The sequence below is a fragment of the Streptomyces sp. NBC_01433 genome (assembly GCF_026340105.1).
GTDB lineage: Bacteria > Actinomycetota > Actinomycetes > Streptomycetales > Streptomycetaceae > Streptomyces.
This window is the reverse complement of the sequence record NZ_JAPEPM010000001.1, coordinates 4,058,986-4,078,412: the sequence shown is the minus strand read 5'-3', so window position 1 is coordinate 4,078,412 and position 19,427 is coordinate 4,058,986. Positions and strand designations below refer to the sequence as shown.

The following is a 19,427-nucleotide window of genomic DNA, read 5'->3' as shown; positions in this document are numbered from 1 at the left end:
GGCAGAACACCGCAGGGCGGTCCCCCCATTCCCGGATTCCGGCGTCCCGAGCCACATGGGAGGATCAAAGGTGTTCGAACACGACACAAAACGCGCGTCACGAAGGAGTGCCCGTGCCCGGTGAAAACCTGTCCCGCGACGAGGCCCATGAGCGGGCCGAGCTGCTGACCGTCGACGGATACGAGGTCGCCCTCGACCTGCGTTCCGCCGTCGGGGAGCCAGGCGGGGGCGACGGGGAGGCCGACAGCACCGGTCCGCGTACCTTCCGCTCGCTGACCACCATCCGCTTCCGCGCGGCCCGCGGCGGGGCGTCGTTCGCCGATCTGGTGGCGCCGCGGGTGAACGCGGTGACGCTGAACGGCACGGCCCTGGACCCGGCGGCCGTCTTCGACGGAACCCGGGTGGCGCTGGATTCCCTCGCCGAGGGCGAGAACGTCCTGGTGGTCGACGCGCAGTGCGCGTACAGCCGGACCGGCGAGGGCATGCACCGGTTCGTCGACCCGGAGGACGGCGAGGTCTACCTCTATACGCAGTACGAGCCGGCCGATGCCCGGCGCGTCTTCGCGAACTTCGAGCAGCCCGACCTGAAGGCGCCCTTCCGCTTCCAGGTGACGGCGCCCGAGGGCTGGCGGGTCTGGAGCAACGGAGCCGAGGAGTCCCACGAGGGCGAGGTGTGGCGGTTCGCCGAGACGAAGCCGATCTCCACCTACATCACCGCGGTCGTCGCCGGTCCGTACCACTACGAGACCGACCACTACACCCGCACCTTCGACGACGGCTCCAAGCTGGAGATCCCGCTCGGCGCGATGTGCCGCAAGGGGCTCGCCCGGCACTTCGACGCGGACGGCATCTTCCTCGTCACCAAGCAGGGCCTGGACTTCTTCCACGACCACTTCGACTACCCGTACCCCTTCGGGAAGTACGACCAGGCGTTCGTGCCCGAGTACAACATCGGCGCCATGGAGAACCCGGGCTGCGTCACCTTCCGCGAGGAGTACATCTACCGCGGCAAGGTCACCTCGGCGTCCTACGAGCGCCGGGCCAACGTCATCCTGCACGAGATGGCGCACATGTGGTTCGGCGACCTGGTCACCATGCAGTGGTGGGACGACCTGTGGCTGAAGGAGTCGTTCGCCGACTTCATGGGCACCTTCTCCATGGTGGAGGCGACCCGCTTCACCAACGGCTGGATCACCTTCGCCAACAAGCGCAAGGCGTGGGCCTACCGCGCCGACCAGCTGCCCTCCACGCATCCGGTCACGGCCGACATCCGTGACCTGGAGGACGCCAAGCTGAACTTCGACGGCATCACGTACGCCAAGGGCGCCTCCGTGCTGAAGCAGCTGGTGGCGTACGTCGGACAGGACGCGTTCATGGAGGGCGCCCGGCGCTACTTCAAGCAGCACGCGTACGGCAACACCCAGCTGGGCGACCTGCTCTCGGTGCTGGCCGAGACGTCCGGCCGCGACATGACCGCCTGGTCGCGCTCCTGGCTCCAGACGGCGGGCGTCAATGTGCTCACCCCCGTCGCCACGTACGACGCGGCCGGGCGGATCACCGAACTGGCCGTGGTCCAGGAGGCAGCCGAGTCGCACCCGGAGCTGCGCCCGCACCGCGTCGCGGTGGGCCTGTACCGGCGCAACCCGGACGGCGACCTGGTGCGCTACGCGCGCGCCGAGGTGGACGTCGCCGGGCCGCGCACGGTGGTCGGGGAGCTGGCCGGGGCCGAGCGGCCCGAGCTGATCCTGGTCAACGACGACGACCTGACGTACTGCAAGGTCCGCTTCGACGAGGTGTCCCTGGCCACCCTGCGCGAGCACCTGGGCGACATCACCGACCCGCTCGCACGGGCGCTGTGCTGGTCGGCCCTGTGGAGCCTGACGCGCGACGGTCTGCTGCCCGCCCGCGACTTCGTCCACCTGGTGCTGGCCTTCTCCGGCCGGGAGACGGACATCGGCGTGCTCCAGATGCTGCACGCCTGGACGCAGTCGGCACTCACGCACTACGCCGCGCCCGCCTGGCGCGAGGAGGGCGGCCAGGCCGTGGCCGAGGGCGCGCTGCACGAGCTGCGCCTCGCCGAGCCGGGCAGCCAGCACCAGCTGACCTGGACCCGGTTCTTCGCGGCGGTCGCCACCTCGGAGGCTGACTTCCAGCTGCTGACCGGGCTGCTCGACGGCACCGCCCGGATCGACGGCCTGGACGTCGACCAGGAGCTGCGCTGGGCGTTCCTGTCCCCGCTGGCCTCGCACGGGGTCGCCGACGAGTCGGTGATCGACGCCGAACTGGCCCGCGACGACACGGCGTCCGGGAAGCGGCACCAGGTGCGCTGCCTGGCCTCGCGCCCCTCGGCGGCGGTCAAGGCGCAGGCGTGGGCGGTGGTCGTGGAGTCGGACAAGCTGTCCAACGCCCTGGTCGGGGCGACGATCGCGGGCTTCGTGCAGTCCTCGCAGCGCGAGCTGCTGGCGCCGTACACGACCGCGTACTTCGACGCGATCGAGCGGGTGTGGGCCGAGCGCTCCATCCAGATCGGCATGGACGTCGTCTCGGGGCTGTTCCCGGGGCTCCAGGACGACCCGGCCACGCTCGCGGCGACGGACGCGTGGCTGACCGCGCACCCGGACGCGGCCCCGGCGCTGCGCCGGCTGGTCCTGGAGGCCCGCGACGACCTGGCGCGGGCGCTGCGCGCCCAGGAGTGCGACCGGAGGGCGTGAGCCGCGGGTGTGCGAGCCGAGGGATGTGAGCCGGGGGATGTGAGCCGGGGGTGTGCGAGCGGCGCGGAAGCGGCGCTCGCACACCCGTCCATGGCGCCCCCGCACAATCCCCGCGTGACGGCGCTTTTCGGATCTCGAACGCCCGTACTTTAGGACGGCGTTGTCCTGGATTGTCGACGGGCGTGTAACAGGGGTTAGCGCCCCGTGGGCGAGCGGGAAACCCCGGGGCATGACCCAGAACACCCCGCTCTCCCCCTGCCCCCTGAGTCACCTCCACGAGGTGCGGCAACGCGTGCTGTCCGCCGCCCAGTTACGGGTGCGGGGCGTGTCCGCCGCGCAGGCCGCCGCGCGGTGTCTGCGCGGTGGCCCCTGGCAGCAACTGCTGCCGGGGGTGTACCTGCTGCGGCCGGGTCCGCCCTCCGGTGCGGAACGGCTGCACGGCGCCCTGCTGTACGCGGGCCGCCCGCCGGTCTCCGGGCGGCGGACCCCGGCGCCCGCGCACGGCGGGGCGGAGTACGGGGAGGCGATGGTCACGGGGCTCGCGGCGCTCACGCTGCACGGGTTCGCGTCCGCGCCGCACCTGATGTCGCTGCACCGGATCGATGTGCTCGTGCCGCGCTCCCGGCGGCTGCGTTCGACCCGGTTCGTCCAGGTGCTCCGGTCCGCCGGGCTGCCGGAGCCCACGCGCGTCGCCGGGCTGCCGGTCGCGCCGGTGGAGCGGGCGGTGGCCGACGCGGTGGCGGAGCTCACGGACGCGGGGGCCGTGCGCCGGCTGCTGACCGAGGCGGTCCGGGACGGGCACGGCGAGAGCGGCGCGCTCGTACGGGAGCTGAGCACGGCGAAGCTGCTGGGCCGGGCACCGGTGGTGGAGGCCGTGGAGTCGCTGCTGGCCGAGGGGCGGGCCGAGGCGGAGCTGCGGCTGTACGAGATGGTGCGCGCGCACGGGCTGCCGGAACCGCTGTGGAACGTGGAGCTGCGGCTGCCGGGCGGCCCGCCGCTGGGCGGGGTCGACGCCTACTGGCCCGATGAGGCCGTCGCGCTCGGGCTGGACATCCGCGCCCCCGGGCGCGGCGCGACGGCCGACGGGCATCAGGAGGAGCATGACGCGCGAGGGTCCGCGTACGCCGCCCAGCGGGAACATCTGGAGCAGCTCGGGATCACCGTCGTCCAGGTCACGCCGAGAAAACTGCGCGAGTCGGCGGAGCGGCAGGCCACCGTGGTGCGTACGGCGCTGATGGCGGCGGGTGACCGCGAACCGGCCGCGTATGTGATGGTCCTGCCCCGATGAGGGCCCCCGCGGGCCCCTGTGGGGCCTTTTTGACCCCATTCATCACTCGTGACGCATCCGACCCACTGGCGGATCTACGCCATGTCCATTTCTCGTCTCCGTCAACTCTCCACAAACCCCTGTCATTTACGACAGGGTGAGCGGTCATCCGGTACCGAATTCCGGACTCTCTCTTTCAGATACAGGGATGCTGATGACCAAGGAATCCCCCAGCTCCATACCCGGGGCGAGACGCGCGGCCCGTATCGCGGCCGCCGCCGGTCTGGTGGCCGCGCTGGCCGCCTCCGGTGCCGCCCCGGTTTTCGCCGCCGACGACCCGGCCACCGCGCCCGTCAAGCCCTCCGCCACGAGCGAGAAGGGCGACAAGCTCGGCAAGGCCGACGCCGACGTGCTGTCCAAGGCCGAGGCCAAGGGCGAGAAGAACATCACGATGATGGTCGCCACCACTCCGGGGGCGACCGAGCAGGTCACCAAGCAGTTGGACGCCGTCAAGGGGTCCGTGCTGGGGCAGACGTACGACAAGCTCGGCTATGTCCGCGCGACCGTACCGACCGCCGCGGCCGAGTCGACGATCAAGGCGGCTTCCAAGCTGTCGTCCGTCCTCGGCATCGACCTCAAGCAGGAGATCAAGCTGGACGACCCGACGCCCGAGGGCGACCGGGCCGCCGGGGCGAAGAGGGCGAAGTCCACGGGCAGTCACCCGGCCCCGGGCAGGAAGACGCCGGCGAAGAACCCGTACAACCCGTCCTTCGAGACGGGCGCGGTCGACTTCGTCAAGCAGCACCCGAAGGCCGACGGCCGCGGGATCACCATCGGTGTCCTGGACTCCGGGGTCGACCTCGGTCACCCGGCCCTCCAGAAGACCACCACCGGCGAGCGCAAGATCGTCGACTGGGTGACCGCCACCGACCCGGTCGGCGACAGTGACGGCACCTGGCTGCGGATGACGGAGGCCGTGACCGGCCCGACGTTCACGGCCCAGGGCAAGACGTACTCGGCGCCCGCGGGCTCGTACCGCTTCAGCCTGTTCAAGGAGTCCGCCACGCTCGGGGGCGACATGGCGGGCGACCTCAACCGTGACGGTGACACCACCGACACGTGGGGCGTGCTGTACGACCCGGTCACCGGCACCACGCGCGTCGACCTGAACGGCAACGCGAACTTCGCCGACGACACCGTCCTGAAGCCCTACAAGGACAAGCACCAGGTCTCCTACTTCGGCAAGGACGACCCGCGCACCGATGTCGTGGAGCGCATCCCGTTCGTCGTCGAGACCCGTAAGAACGTCGTCTACAACGCCGCGGGCGCCAAGGCCGACTTCGTCAGCATCGGTGTCATCGAGAGCGAGCACGGTACGCACGTCGCGGGCATCACCGCGGCCAACGGCCTGTTCGGCGGCAAGATGAACGGCGCGGCGCCCGGCGCCAAGATCGTCTCCTCGCGTGCCTGCACCTGGACCGGCGGCTGCACCAACATCGCGCTCACCGAGGGCATGATCGACCTCGTCGTGAACCGCGGTGTCGACGTCGTGAACATGTCGATCGGCGGCCTGCCGCCGCTGAACGACGGCAACAACGCGCGCGCCGAGCTCTACAAGCGGCTCATCGACATCTACGGCGTCCAGCTGGTCATCTCGGCCGGCAACGACGGCCCCGGTGTCAACACCATCGGTGACCCCGGTCTCGCCGACCACGTCATCTCGGTGGGCGCGTCCATCTCCAAGGAGACCTGGGCCGCCAACTACGGCTCGAAGGTCACCAAGAAGTACGACATGCTGCCCTTCTCCTCGCGCGGTCCGCGTGAGGACGGCGGCTTCGCGCCGATCCTGACGGCGCCGGGTGCGTCCATCAACACCACCCAGACCTGGCTCCCGGGCGGACCGGTCAAGGAGGCGGGTTACAGCCTGCCGGCCGGTTACTCCATGCTCCAGGGCACCTCGATGGCCTCGCCGCAGGCCGCCGGTGCGACCGCGCTGCTGCTGTCCGCCGCGAAGCAGAAGAACATCGAGCTGCCGCCCGCCGATCTGCGCACCGCGCTGACCAGCACCGCCACCCACATCAAGGGAGTGCCCGCGCACGCCCAGGGTGCCGGTCTCATCGACATCGTCGGTGCCTGGAAGGCCATCGGAAAGGGCGCCACCGCGCACGAGTACACGGTGAAGGCCCCGGTCGACACCGCGATCGACTTCGCGCTCAAGGACCCGGGCTTCGGCACGGGCCTGTACGACCGTGAGGGCGGCCTGAAGGCCGGCCAGAAGAAGTCGTACGACGTCACCGTCACCCGCACCACGGGTCCGGACCGCAACGTCAAGCACACGCTGTCGTGGAAGAACAACGACGGCACCTTCAAGCTGACCGGTCCGAGCACCATCTCGCTGCCGCTCGGCAAGCCGGTGACCGTCAAGGTCCAGGCGAAGCCCGGCAGCGCCGGTGTGCACAGCGCGATCCTCAAGGTCGATGACAAGAAGACCGTCGGCGTGGACCACCAGATTCTCACCACCGTCGTCGTCGCCACCGACCTCAAGAAGCCGGGTTACGCGTTCAAGGCGTCCGGCTCGGTGCAGCGCAACAGCAGCACGTCGTACTTCCTGAACGTGCCGGAGGGCGCCAAGACCCTTGAGGTCGCCCTCAGCGCCCTGCGTTCGGGCAGCCAGACGCGGTTCATCTCCGTGCACCCCTACGGGGTCGCGGTGGAGGACAGCGCCACGATCTACTGCTACCCGAACTACGAGAACCCGGCCAACACCTGCCGCCCGGACGTGCGTTCCTACAAGGACCCGCAGCCCGGCGTCTGGGAGGTCGAGGTCGAGTCGCGTCGTACGTCGCCGCTGCTGGACAACCCGTTCAAGCTGGATGTCAGCCTGCTCGGCGCGTCCTTCGACCCGGCCGTGCAGACCATCGCCGAGGCGAAGATCGGCAGCCCGGCCGCGGTGGACTGGAAGGTCACCAACAGCGCCGCCGCCCTGGAGGGCAAGCTCAAGGGCGGTTCGCTGGGTTCGGCCAAGGTCGACCGCCTGTCGATCTCCACGGGTGGAAGCTACGAGACCACGGTCACCATCGGTGAGGGCGTCGAGAAGCTGGACGTCGCCATCGGCGGCACCTCGGACGCCAACGCGGACATCGACCTGCTCGTCTTCAAGGGCGACAAGGAGGTCGGCAGGTCGACCACCGCGGGCTCCGAGGAGTCGGTCAGCCTGCTCAAGCCCGCCGCCGGTACGTACACCGTCGTCGTCGACGGCTACTCGGTCCCGGCCGGGACCACCGAGTTCGACTACCGCGACGTGTTCTACTCGCCGTCGCTCGGCACGATCAAGGTCGACACGTCGAAGGCCGTGAACCTGGCCAACGGTGCCTCGGCCCAGGTCGGCGCCGAGGTCCTGGTCGCCGGAGCGGCCCCCGAGGGCCGGCAGTTCTTCGGTGAGGTCCAGCTGGTCAACCCCCGCGGCACCGCGGCGGGCACCGGCAGCGTCGTGATCGAGAAGGTCACACCGTAATGACCGGTCCGGCGACTCGGTGAGCCGTCGGACCGGTGGGTCACCGCACCGGTGACCCACTGAACGACCAGCGGGGCGGGCGCTCTCCCGGGAGCTCCCGCCCCGCCGCACGTCCCGTGCCGGTGCTCCGGGTCCGGACCGTCGGCCGGGGTCAGGGCTGTCACCCCGCTCCGGGCCGTCAGCCGGGTCCGGCCCGTCAGCCGAGTCCGGTCCGTCACCCGGGTCCTGGCCGTCACCCGGGCCCGGAGCACTCCAGGTCCCGGGAGCCCGGCAGCGCGGCCGACATCCACTCCCAGGCCGCCGCCCGGTCCGCCGCCGCCGTGTAGAAGTCGACCCCCTCGCCGGGGAAGCGGGACACGCTGACGACCATGCGGGCGCCGGGCGGGTAGTGGTCCGCGTCCTTGCCCGGCACGAGGAACGCGGCCTCGCGCGGGCCGCGCTCCGGCTTGAGCCGGCGCTCGACGTCCAGCAACACGCGCACGCCGGGCGCGACCCGCTCGGTACGGGTCACCGTGCCTTCCACGACGAGGCGGGCGCAGGCCATGATCCCCTCGTGGGTCAGCTTGGCGTCGCCGGGCCCGCCGTCCGAGGGCCGCGCCACCGACCACATGATCCCGGTGCCCGCCAGCGCGGCGGCGACCACCAGCGACGCGGCCGGCGCGAACACCCGCCACCGGGACCGCCGGGCGGCGGGGTGCGGGGCCGCGGGCTCCGGGACAGCCGACTCCGGGGCCGGGGTCGCGGCCAGGGTGTCCCCGATCAGCCGGAGCTGCGTACCGAGCACCGCGAGGTCCCGCTCCGCCGCCGCGTAGCGGGCCGCGGTGCCGCTCTCCCCGTCCCGAGGCGCCGGCTCCCCCAGCAGCACGGCCATCAGCTCGTCCGATCCGTACGGCTCGCCCGTGTTCATCGTCACACCACCTCGTCCGTGCGCAGCAGCGCCATCCGCTCGCGCATCGCCCCGGCCGCCGCGTACAGGCGGCTCTTGACCGTGCCTTCCGGAATCCCCAGCTCGGCGGCGATCCGCGGTACGGAGAGGTCCGCGTAGAACCGCAGCACCAGGGCCTGGCGCTGCGGTCCGGGCAGCTCGTCGAGCCCGGCGGCGACCGTGAGGGCCAGCAGCCGCGCCTCCTGGCCGCCCTCGGCCGCGCCGTCCGGCGGGGTCAGCGCGGCGAGCCGGGCGCCGATCCGCTCCTGTCGGCCGCGCCCGCGGTGCCAGTCGGCCGCCAGGTTCGAGGCGACCACGGCCGCCCAGGCGCCGACGTCGCGCGGGGCCTCCTTGCCGCTCGCCGCGCGCTCCAGCAGGCGCAGCCGTATCTGCTGCACACCGTCCTGGAGATCGGCGTACGGCACACCGCCGAGGGACAGCACGGCCCTGACCCTGTCCACCTGCGCCGGGGCCAGCGGATCCTCCCCCGCACCCGACGCCTTCCTTCTCAGCAAGGACTGCCTCCCCCTGAAGATGTTTCCCCTCAGACGCCGGAACGCGGCAGAACGTTCGGTCCGGGAGCCAGGAGTCCGCAGGCCGGACAATGGATTGGACAAGGCGGGCAGGGACATACGCATCATGGAGCGGCAAGCGGGCCGCACAAACGTACAGAGGAGATCCTGTGAAGGTCGGAATCGTCGGCGCCACCGGTCAGGTCGGCACAGTCATGCGCGGGATCCTGGCCGAGCGGAAGTTCCCGGTCGCCGGGCTGCGGCTCTTCGCCTCCGCGCGCTCGGCGGGCTCCACGATCGAGTGGCAGGGCGCGGACATCACCGTCGAGGACGCCTCCACGGCCGACTACACGGGCCTGGACATCGTGCTCTTCTCCGCCGGTGGCGCGACCTCGAAGGCGCTGGCGGAGAAGGTCGCCGCCCAGGGTGCCGTCGTGATCGACAACTCCTCCGCCTGGCGCATGGACCCCGAGGTCCCGCTGGTCGTCTCCGAGGTCAATCCGCACGCGGCGCTGGTCCGCCCCAAGGGGATCATCGCCAACCCGAACTGCACCACCATGGCCGCGATGCCCGTGCTGCGCCCGCTGCACGCCGAGGCCGGTCTCGAAACGCTGACCGTGGCCACGTACCAGGCGGTGTCCGGCTCCGGTGTCGCGGGTGTCGCCGAGCTGCACGGCCAGGCGTCCAAGGTCGTCGCCGAGGCCGACAAGCTGGCCCACGACGGCGAGGCCGTGGACTTCCCCGAGCCTGCTGTCTACAAGCGTCCGATCGCCTTCAATGTGCTGCCGCTGGCGGGCTCCATCGTGGACGACGGTTCGTTCGAGACGGACGAGGAGCAGAAGCTCCGCAACGAGTCCCGCAAGATCCTGGAGATCCCCGGCCTCAAGGTGTCCGGCACCTGTGTCCGGGTCCCGGTCTTCTCCGGCCACTCGCTCCAGGTCAACGCCCGTTTCGCCCGGCCGATCAGCGTCGAGCGCGCCTATGAGCTGCTGAAGGACGCGGAGGGCGTCGAGCTCTCGGAGATCCCCACCCCGCTCCAGGCGGCCGGCAAGGACGCCTCGTTCGTGGGCCGTATCCGGGTCGACGAGACCGTCGAGCACGGCCTCGCGCTCTTCGTCTCCAACGACAACCTCCGCAAGGGCGCGGCGCTGAACGCCGTGCAGATCGCGGAGCTGGTGGCGGCCGAGCTGAAGGGCTGACCCGCGGCCGTACGCGTACGGGAACGGGCGGCCACCGGCACACGGTGGCCGCCCGTCGGCATGAGGGGACCGGCGGAAAGACCGGCGGAGGCACCGCGGGCCGGACCGGTGGAGGCACCGGCGGTCCCGGCCCGGTGGCGGGATCAGCCGCGCCGCACCTCGAACTGGAAGCACCCGTACTCCACGGCCCGCACATGCACCAGCTCCACCGCCGGATCGGCGAACGCCTCGTCGAAGGCCGTGTCGAACCCGCGGTCGTGGTCCGCGGGGATCTCCATCAGCCGCCCTCCCACGATCCGCCCCTCCGCGTCGTAGCGCCGGACGGTCCGCAGCGCCCCGGTCCGCGCGAACGGGTAGCCCGCCCGCTCCGGGGCGGGCCCCCCGCACTCCTCGGCGTGGATGAAGACCGGCCCCTGCTCGTCGTACGCCCCCGGCCTGGCCCACGCCGCGGCCGCCCAGCGGCGCAGCGGCGCGTAGGAGACCAGGGCGATGCGCTCCCCCGGCTCGTTGCCGCGCAGACAGCAGCGCAGCGGGCTGCCGCTCCCCTCGGCGGTGTACGGGACGCAGGGGTACCCCGCGTCGTCGGTGTCGCGGAGCTCCTTGAGGGCGGTGGGTTCGATGGGACGTGCCTCGTATCCGGTCATGGTTCGAGGGTCGCGCCGCCCGCCGTCCCCGTCCGGCGGAAAACGGACATCGCGCTGTGTGCGTGCCGCGTGGAAGGATGGCCGGAAACGCCGCATGGCAAGATCGACCGCCCCATGTGCCGGTCGGTCCAAGTAGCACATCAAGGAGATGACCGCGTGCCTGGCACGAATCTGACCCGCGAAGAGGCACAGGAGCGGGCGCGCCTGCTGACCGTGGACGCGTACGAGGTCGATCTCGACCTCTCCGGAGCGCAGGAGGGCGGCACCTACAGGTCCGTCACCACCGTGCGCTTCGACTCCGCCGAAGCCGGTGCCGAGTCCTTCATCGACCTGGTGGCCCCGGCGGTGCACGATGTCGAGCTGAACGGGAAGTCGCTCGATGTCGCCGCCGTCTTCCGTGACTCGCGGATCGCGCTGCCGCATCTGCTGGCGGGCGCCAATGAGCTGAAGGTCGTCGCCGACTGCGCCTACACCAACACGGGCGAGGGTCTGCACCGCTTCGTCGACCCGGTCGACGAGCAGGCTTACCTGTACACGCAGTTCGAGGTGCCGGACGCGCGCCGGGTGTTCGCGAGCTTCGAGCAGCCCGATCTGAAGGCGACGTTCCAGTTCACGGTGAAGGCGCCGGAGGGCTGGACCGTCATCTCGAACTCGGCGACCCCGGAGCCGAAGGACCACGTCTGGTCCTTCGAGCCGACGCCGCGTATCTCGACGTACATCACGGCCCTCATCGTGGGCCCGTACCACTCGGTGCACAGCAGCTACGAGAAGGACGGCCAGTCCGTTCCCCTCGGCATCTACTGCCGCCCGTCGCTGGCCGAGTACCTGGACGCGGACGAGATCTTCGCGGTCACGCGGCAGGGCTTCGACTGGTTCCAGGAGAAGTTCGACTACGCGTACCCCTTCGCCAAGTACGACCAGCTCTTCGTCCCGGAGTTCAACGCGGGCGCCATGGAGAACGCGGGCGCGGTCACGATCCGCGACCAGTACGTGTTCCGCTCGAAGGTGACGGACGCCGCGTACGAGGTGCGGGCCGAGACCATCCTGCACGAGCTGGCCCACATGTGGTTCGGCGACCTGGTCACCATGGAGTGGTGGAACGACCTGTGGCTGAACGAGTCGTTCGCCACGTACACCTCGATCGCCTGCCAGGCGTACGCCGAGGGCTCGAAGTGGCCGCACTCCTGGACCACGTTCGCCAACTCCATGAAGACCTGGGCGTACCGGCAGGACCAGCTGCCCTCGACGCACCCGATCATGGCGGAGATCAACGATCTCGACGACGTCCTGGTGAACTTCGACGGGATCACGTACGCGAAGGGCGCCTCGGTCCTGAAGCAGCTCGTGGCGTACGTCGGCATGGACGAGTTCTTCCAGGGCGTGCAGGCGTACTTCAAGGCGCACGCCTTCGGCAACACGCGTCTGTCGGACCTGCTGGGCGCGCTGGAGAAGACCTCAGGCCGTGACCTGAAGACCTGGTCGAAGGCGTGGCTGGAGACGGCGGGGATCAACATCCTGCGCCCGGAGATCGAGACGGACGTGCACGGTCACGTCACGTCCTTCGCGGTCCTCCAGGAGGCTCCCGCCCTTCCCGCCGGTGCGAAGGGCGAGCCGACGCTGCGCCCGCACCGCATCGCGATCGGCTGCTACGACCTCGACGGGGCGGGCAAGCTGGTCCGTACGAAGCGGATCGAGCTGGACGTCGACGGCGAGCGCACGGCCGTCCCGTTCCCGGCGGACACGGCACGCCCGGCGGTCATCCTGCTCAACGACGACGACCTCTCGTACGCGAAGGTCCGTCTCGACGAGGAGTCGCTGCGGGTCGTCACCGAGCACCTCGGCGACTTCACCGAGTCCCTGCCGCGCGCCCTGTGCTGGGCCTCGGCCTGGGACATGACCCGCGACGGCGAGCTGGCGACGCGGGACTACCTCTCGCTCGTGCTGTCCGGCATCGGCAAGGAGTCGGACATCGGCGTCGTCCAGTCGCTGCACCGTCAGGTGAAGCTGGCGCTGGACCTGTACGCGGCGCCGGCGTCCCGCGAGACATTCCTGAACCAGTGGACGGACGCGACGCTGGCCCATCTGCACGCGGCGGAGCCGGGCAGCGACCACCAGCTGGCGTGGGCCCGCGCCTTCGCGACGACGGCCCGCAACCCGCAGCAGCTGGCCCTGCTCCAGGAGCTGCTGGACGGCACGGAGACCATCGAGGGCCTGGCGGTCGACACCGAGCTGCGCTGGGCGTTCGTGCAGCGGCTGGCCGCGACCGGTCTGCTGGACGAGGAGGAGATCGCCGCCGAGTACGAGCGTGACAGGACGGCGGCGGGCGAGCGCCACGCGGCGTCCGCCCGCGCCGCCCAGCCCACGGCGGAGGCGAAGGCCGCGGCGTGGGCCTCGGTCGTCGAGTCCGACAAGCTCCCGAACTCCCTCCAGGAGGCGGTGATCGGCGGCTTCGTCCAGACCGATCAGGGCGAGCTGCTGGCCCCGTACACGGAGAAGTTCTTCGCCGCGGTGAAGGACGTCTGGGACTCGCGCAGCCATGAGATGGCTCAGCAGATCGCGGTGGGCCTCTACCCGGCCCTCCAGGTCTCGGAGGCCACCCTGGACGCCACCGACGCCTGGCTCGCCTCGGCGGAGCCGAGCGCGGCCCTGCGCCGTCTGATGTCGGAGTCCCGGTCGGGCGTGGAGCGTGCTCTGAAGGCCCGGACCGCGGACGCGGAGGCGGCGACCGCGTAGGCGGCGCACCACCGCACGCGTGAGGGGCGCCTCCTTCGGGGGCGCCCCTTTCTTCGTTTCTCGGCTACTCGGGCGGCGGCGCCAGGATGAGCGGCCAGTTCTCGCCGGACCGGGCCTCCGCCACGACCTGTTCGGCCGGTCTCCCGGCGGGTGCCGTCAGTACGGCGGTGCTGTCCTGGGCCCGTTCGTACATGCCGGGGCTGACGTGGGCGCTCACGCGCAGGAGCCGCAGCGCCGCCGGGTCGGCCGAGGACCGTTCGGGGAACAGCTCCGCGTCGGCCTCCAGCCCTTTGAGTACGACGGGGTAGGCCACGATGTCCACGGTCAGCAGCTCACCGTCCAGCCGCCGCTCGGCCCAGCCGTCCGTCTGCACGAAGTAGAGGCAGCCGTCGCCTTCGTATCCGTACACCCCGAGCCGCGCGACGGCGCGCTCGTCCTCGGACGCTTCCTCCGCCACGACCACGACGAGCGTCACGGAGTCCGGTTCGTCCGGATCCAGTCCGGTGCACAGCACGAGCTCTGCCATCTGCCATCCCCACGGGAGCGAAGCAACGGGACCGACGGCAGACTAGCCCCTCCCGCGCGGCCTCTTCCCGGGCGTCCCCCTCGGCCGTCCGGAGCGTGGAATCCGCCCGGCGGGCAGGCGCACGAGCGCAGCCGTCCGCCGGGCGGAAGCAGGGTGGGGCGTGGGCGCCCTGACCTGTTTTCAGGCGCCCGACTCCTCGTAACGGCGGGCCAGTTCGGCCGTGCCGGTCTCCGTGAGCGTGCCGTGCAGGCGCATCCGGGCCACTCCGCCGTCGGGGAAGGTGTCGAGGCGGACATGGGTGACCACCGCCTGGGCGCGCAGGACGAAGCGGTGGAGGGTGTCCGGCTGGAGCCGGGTGCGGGGGATGATCTCGAACCATTCGCCCGTCTCGCCGTTACGGCCCTGGAGAGCGATCCAGCCGGCCGCGTTGCCCTTGAGGTAGGCGGTGTCGATCTCGACCGCGCGGACGGCACCCTGGGCGGGCAGCCGGAAGCGGACCCAGTCGTTGGTGTCGCGGACCCGGCGACGGCGGTTCTCCCAGCCGTCGTCCATCTTGCGGGAGGTGCCGGGCAGGATGATCTGGGTGGGCGAGGAGTAGAAGCGGTCCGAGGCGTCCTCGTACGTGCCGCCGTTCAGGACCGAGATCAGGTCGACGGTGCCGAGTGCGGCGAGCCACGCCGGGTCGGGGATCACCTCGCCGTGCACGCGGAGGCGGGCGATGCCGCCGTCGGGGTGCTGGCGGAGACGGATGTGGGTGTAGCGGCGGCCGCCGGTGATCTCGAAGGCGTTGGCGGCGTGGCCGCGTACGGGCGTCGGCGCGACGATCTCCTCCCACTTCACGTCGTCGGCCAGCAGCTCGTCCGGGCCGGGTGCGCCATCCACCGCGGTCGCCTGGACCGATACGCGCTGCGGGTAGTTGCCGCGGAAGTGGGCGGTGTCCACGACGATGCCGCGGATGATGCCGGGGGCACCGAGCCGGACGATGGCCCAGTCGTGTTCCCCGGGGGCCGGGAAGGGGTGGGCCGCGTCGGCGCCGCGGCGACGGCGGGTCTCCCAGCCGTCCATGATCTTGCCCTTGTGCCCGAAGCGCTCGGGGTCGAAGACGGCGCGCTCGCGGATCAGGAGGTTCTCGCGCTCGGCGAAGAACTCGTCGTTGGCGGCGATCACGCCCGCGCCGAGGCGGCGGTCGGCGAGGTCGACGAGTTCGGTGAAGGAGAGGTCGTCGGCGGTGCGGTAGTCGGCGTACGGGTCGCCGCCGCCGTAGGGGGCCGCGTCATTGGCGTGCGGGTCGGTGTCCTGGAATGTGGTCTCGCTCGCGTCGAAGGTCATGCGACGACTGTCCTACGCCCACACCCATCAGGTCCATCGAAAGTTTTCGCAGATGATATTCAGTTCAGCTGAACGATTCGGCGGCCCGGGTGAGCGCCTTCAGGACGCGCGCCACGGCCGGGCCCCGCTCCGCCCCCTGCCGCACCGCCGCCACCACATGCCGTCGCGGCTGGTCCGCGTCCAGGACCCGCATCACCACGCCCTCGCTGCGCTCCCTCGACGCCATCCGGGGAACCAGCGCGATGCCCATGCCCGCCTCGACCATGGAAAGGATCGCCGTCCACCCGGCGGCGCTGTGGGCCTGCTCGGGTACGAAGCCCGCGGCCTCGCACGCGGCCGTGGTGATCTGCGACCAGGGGCCCGAGCCGCCGAAGATCCAGGGGTCACGGGCCAGGTCCGCCAGGCGGAGGGCGGGGGTGTGCGCCAGCCGGTGGTCCGCCGGGAGCGCCACGTCCAGGGGATCGGCCAGCAGCGGCAGCAGGGTGAAGCGCGGGTCGCGGGCCGTCGGGGCGTGCGCGGCGAGGGAGAGCGCCAGGTCCACATCGCCGGAGGTGAGCAGTTCGTACGCCTGTGCAGCCTCGGCCTCCCGTACGCGTACGTCGGGACCCGGCCGGCCCTCGGCGCGCAGGAGCCGGACCGCGGGTACGACGAGGGCGGACACCGCGGTGGAGAACGCGCCGACCCGCACCTCACCCGCCTCACCGCGCAGATAGCCGGCCAGTTCGGCGTCGGCGCGCTCCAGCTGGGCGAAGACCACCTCGGCGTGGCGGAGTACGAGGTGCGCGGCGTCGGTGAGGCGGACCCGGCGGCCCTGGGCTTCGAGGAGCGGCACCCCGAGCTGTCTGGCCAGATTGGTGAGCTGCTGGGAGACCGCGGACGGGGTCATCGACAGCGCCTCGGCGGTCGAGGTCACGGTGCCCCGGTCGCGCAGGGTGCGCAGGATACGGAGCTTCTTGACGTCCCACTCGGTCATGGGCGCAACCTACCGGGCGGACACGCGCGCATGGACCGCCGAGCGGTCCGGGGCTTCGGCGTACGCGCAGGCGGGCGCGTGGGCCACCGCACCGTACGGGCACCTGGGCCGGGACACGCGAATGCGCCGCGCGGTACCTCGTACCGCGCGGCGCACCCGTCAAGAGCGTGTGGCTAGGCCTGCTTCTTGGACTTGTCCAGGACCATGACCAGGCCCGTGATCACCAAGAACAGGGCGATGGGCGCCACGACATAGAGACCGATGGTCTCCATCGCGCTCAGGCCCGGCCCCGGGTCGTCACCGTCGTCGCGGGTCAGCGCGAGCGCCGGGGACGACATGAGCAGCATCATCAGCGTCGTACCGGCCGCGACGGCGCCGGCGCGCATAGCGTTCTTCTTGTCCACGGTGCAAACGTAGCGAACGACTAGGAGCGACGCGCGCCCGGGGGTGCCGTATGACCCTTTCGGGGTCTCAGGACGTCCATCAGGCCGTGCAGTCGGGACGAGACGGCCAGCTCCTCCAGGGTGACGGGGTGTCCCTCGGCGTCGGCGACGGGCAGGCGCCAGTTGGGGTACTGGTCCCAGGTGCCGGGGAGGTTCTGCGGGCGGCGGTCGCCCACCGTGTCCGGGAGCCAGACGCCGACCATGCGGGCGGGGGTGTCCATCAGGAACCGGTGGACGGCCCGGACCGCCGCCTCCTCGTCACCGTCGCCCTCGGGGAGCATCCGGAGCCGGGCCAGGCAGGCCAGCCACTCGGCGGTGTCGGTGGCGTCCTCGGTCAGCTCCTGCTCCAGGGGCCGGGTGAGCAGGCCGAGCCGGTGGCGCAGCGTCACATGGTCGCCGGTCAGCCGGGCCGCGGTGGACGGCAGGTCGTGCGTGGTGGCCGTGGCCAGACAGTCCCGGCGCCAGTTCCGCGGCGGCAGCGGGCGGCCGGTGCCGTCCCAGTCGCGCTCGAACCAGAGCACGGAGGTGCCGAGCACGCCCCGCCGGGCGAGCGCCTCGCGTACGCCCGGTTCGACGGTGCCGAGGTCCTCCCCCACGACGACCGCCCCGGCCCGGTGCGCCTCCAGGACGAGCACGGCGAGCATCGCCTCGCCGTCCTGGGCGACGTAGGTCCCCTCGGTGGGCGGCCTGCCCTCGGGCACCCACCAGAGCCGGAAGAGGCCCATCACGTGGTCGATGCGCAGGGCGCCCGCGTGGCCGAACAGCCCGCGCAGGAGGCCGCGGTAGGGGGCGTAGCCGGTCGCGGCGAGGACGTCGGGGCGCCACGGGGGCAGCCCCCAGTCCTGGCCGCGCGCGTTGAAGGCGTCCGGGGGCGCGCCGATGGACATCCCCTGCGCGAAGGCGTCCCGCTGGGCCCAGGTGTCGGCGCCCGTGGGGTGCACGCCGACGGCCAGGTCGTGGACGATCCCGATCTCCATCCCGGCGTCCTCGGCGGCGCGCTGGGCGTCGGCGAGCTGAGTGGCGGTCAGCCAGGCGAGCCGGGAGTGGAAGTCGACCCGGTCCAGGAGCCCGGCGCGGGCGCGGGCGGTCTCCGCGGAGCGGGGGTCACGCAGGGCGGCGGGCCAGGCGTGCCAGTCGGAGCCGTGCACCTCGGCGAGGGCGCACCACAGGGCGTGGTCCTCCAGGGCCTGCCCCCGCTCGGCCAGGAAGTCGCAGTACGCGGCGCGCCGGCCGGGGGTCAGCGGCACCTCGTGGATGAGCTCCAGGGCCTGCCGCTTGAGCTCCCAGACGGCGTCCCGGTCGATGAGCGCGCCCTTGTTCAGTACGGCTTCGCGCAGGGACGCGGCGTCCTGTCGGAGGTCGTCCAGGGTGGCCCGGTCCTGGACGTGCCCGTACTCGGGGATCGACTCGACCCGCAGATGTACGGGGTCGGGGAAGCGGCGCGAGGAGGGGCGGTAGGGGGACGGGTCGGTGGGTCTGCCCGGTACGGCGGCGTGGAGCGGGTTGACCTGGACGAATCCGGATCCGAGCGTCCGCCCGGACCAGGCGGCGAGGTCGGCCAGGTCGCCGAGGTCGCCCATGCCCCAGGAGCGGCCGGAGAGCAGGGAGTAGAGCTGGACCAGGAAGCCGTGGGTGCGGGCGGGCGGCTGCGGGACGCGGGGCGGGGCGACGACGAGTGTGACGGTGGCGCTGCTGCGGTCCGGGGTGCGGACGGCGAGGCGGTGGACACCGTGGGGCGGGCCGGTCCACCAGGAGGGGACGGGTGAACCCTCGGTCCCGGCGGCGGGTGCGCCCTGCGCGGGAAATCCCGAGGCCCCTTCCCGTACCGCTGACGGCCGCTCCGGCGCCGTCGACGGCGCCTCCAGCCCCTCCAGTACCGAGGGCAGTCCCGTCGGCCGCTCCGTCACCCGCATCCGCAGCGGCCGCGGTGCCCGTCCGCTCCCCTGGCCCGGTTCGGGCTCCGGGGTGAGGGTCAGCGTCGTGCCGGGGGGCAGCGCGGTCAGGGCGGGCGGCAGCGCCTCGCCGGACCAGACCACCACCGTCGGCGGAAGCAGGCGCGAAACCGCCGCCGATTCGGCGGCCGCCAGTGATTTCCGTACGGCCTCGGGGGTGCCGACGTCCACGCCCAGCGCGGCGAGCACGGCCGTGACCGTGTCGTCGGGGACGGACACCGTGACACCCGCGGACGGGGAGTAGGAGGTGGCGACGCCATGCAGTGCGGCGAGCCGGGACAAGCCCATTCAGACTCCAGGGAACTCCATGCCCCCTGCGGTGCCGGGGGCGGTCGGCTCGCTGGTCAGAGGGGCGACGGCGGCGAGCGGTGGCTCGCTCGTGAGCGGGGTGGCGTCGGCGAGCGGGGGCTCGCTGGTCAGGGGGGCGGCGTCGGCGAACGAGGATTCACCGATCAGGGAGGAGACGTCGGCGAGCGGCAGCTCGCTGATCAGCGGTGCGACCTGCGCCAGGGGAGGCTCACTGGTCAGTGGGGCCGAGCCGGCCTGGTCCGGTACCTGTTTGGAGAGGGCGGAGAGCAGAAGCTGCGCGGAAGCGGGCATGGTGGCCTCCTGGCCATGGAGAACAGGACACAGCAGACCTACCCAGCCCTGGCGGACGCAGACGTGGACGAGACATAGGCGTTATGACAACGAGCCCAA

Annotated in this window: 14 protein-coding genes; 5 read left to right on the top strand and 9 right to left on the bottom strand. The window is 71.8% G+C overall.

The features are described from left to right. Positions 1 to 113 precede the first annotated feature (113 nt). From pepN (OG413_RS18320) to OG413_RS18310, 3 genes are all read left to right on the top strand, one after another. On the top strand, positions 114 to 2,711 hold the full coding sequence (pepN, locus tag OG413_RS18320; RefSeq protein WP_266806874.1) for an aminopeptidase N: 2,598 nt from the start codon (positions 114 to 116) through the stop codon (positions 2,709 to 2,711). A 229-nt stretch (positions 2,712 to 2,940) separates the two neighbouring features. After that, positions 2,941 to 3,999 (top strand): hypothetical protein, encoded by a 1,059-nt coding sequence (locus OG413_RS18315; RefSeq protein WP_266806872.1) that lies wholly within the window; start codon positions 2,941 to 2,943, stop codon positions 3,997 to 3,999. A 187-nt stretch (positions 4,000 to 4,186) separates the two neighbouring features. Beyond that, positions 4,187 to 7,492 carry a S8 family serine peptidase gene (locus OG413_RS18310; RefSeq protein WP_266806870.1) on the top strand — a complete coding sequence of 1,102 codons (3,306 nt, stop codon included), beginning with the start codon at positions 4,187 to 4,189 and terminating at the stop codon, positions 7,490 to 7,492. Positions 7,493 to 7,724: 232 nt separating this feature from the next. On the opposite strand, the gene OG413_RS18305 is transcribed toward OG413_RS18310, so the two are convergent. Further along, entirely contained in the window at positions 7,725 to 8,399 is a 675-nt protein-coding gene (locus tag OG413_RS18305; protein ID WP_266806868.1) for a hypothetical protein, read from the bottom strand. A gap of 2 nt (positions 8,400 to 8,401) precedes the next feature. Then, positions 8,402 to 8,932: an RNA polymerase sigma factor gene (locus OG413_RS18300; RefSeq protein ID WP_266806866.1), complete on the bottom strand. Its 531-nt coding sequence runs from the start codon at positions 8,930 to 8,932 to the stop codon at positions 8,402 to 8,404. Positions 8,933 to 9,099: 167 nt separating this feature from the next. On the opposite strand from OG413_RS18300, the gene OG413_RS18295 reads away from it, so the two are divergent. Continuing rightward, positions 9,100 to 10,128: an aspartate-semialdehyde dehydrogenase gene (locus OG413_RS18295; RefSeq protein ID WP_266806864.1), complete on the top strand. Its 1,029-nt coding sequence runs from the start codon at positions 9,100 to 9,102 to the stop codon at positions 10,126 to 10,128. 143 nt (positions 10,129 to 10,271) lie between these two features. On the opposite strand, the gene OG413_RS18290 is transcribed toward OG413_RS18295, so the two are convergent. Next, a complete protein-coding gene (locus OG413_RS18290) occupies positions 10,272 to 10,772 on the bottom strand; it encodes a DUF1203 domain-containing protein (protein WP_266806862.1) in 501 nt (166 codons plus the stop codon). Between the two features lie 156 nt (positions 10,773 to 10,928). Here OG413_RS18290 and pepN (OG413_RS18285) point away from each other — a divergent pair, with 156 nt between their 5' ends. Next, positions 10,929 to 13,505, top strand: coding sequence for an aminopeptidase N (gene pepN / locus OG413_RS18285; RefSeq protein WP_266806860.1), 2,577 nt, complete (start codon positions 10,929 to 10,931; stop codon positions 13,503 to 13,505). Positions 13,506 to 13,569: 64 nt separating this feature from the next. Here the strand turns inward: pepN (OG413_RS18285) and OG413_RS18280 are convergent, their stop codons facing one another. From OG413_RS18280 to OG413_RS18255, 6 genes are all read right to left on the bottom strand, one after another. After that, positions 13,570 to 14,031, bottom strand: coding sequence for a hypothetical protein (locus tag OG413_RS18280; protein ID WP_266806858.1), 462 nt, complete (start codon positions 14,029 to 14,031; stop codon positions 13,570 to 13,572). Between the two features lie 180 nt (positions 14,032 to 14,211). After that, entirely contained in the window at positions 14,212 to 15,360 is a 1,149-nt protein-coding gene (gene alc / locus OG413_RS18275) for an allantoicase (RefSeq protein WP_266806856.1), read from the bottom strand. Between the two features lie 64 nt (positions 15,361 to 15,424). Continuing rightward, positions 15,425 to 16,333 carry a LysR family transcriptional regulator gene (locus OG413_RS18270; RefSeq protein WP_266806854.1) on the bottom strand — a complete coding sequence of 303 codons (909 nt, stop codon included), beginning with the start codon at positions 16,331 to 16,333 and terminating at the stop codon, positions 15,425 to 15,427. 173 nt (positions 16,334 to 16,506) lie between these two features. Then, a complete protein-coding gene (locus OG413_RS18265) occupies positions 16,507 to 16,737 on the bottom strand; it encodes a hypothetical protein (protein WP_073723257.1) in 231 nt (76 codons plus the stop codon). Between the two features lie 20 nt (positions 16,738 to 16,757). Continuing rightward, a complete protein-coding gene (gene malQ / locus OG413_RS18260) occupies positions 16,758 to 19,016 on the bottom strand; it encodes a 4-alpha-glucanotransferase (protein WP_266806850.1) in 2,259 nt (752 codons plus the stop codon). Then, positions 19,017 to 19,328: a hypothetical protein gene (locus tag OG413_RS18255; RefSeq protein WP_266806848.1), complete on the bottom strand. Its 312-nt coding sequence runs from the start codon at positions 19,326 to 19,328 to the stop codon at positions 19,017 to 19,019. It lies immediately after the preceding gene. Positions 19,329 to 19,427: the final 99 nt, after the last annotated feature.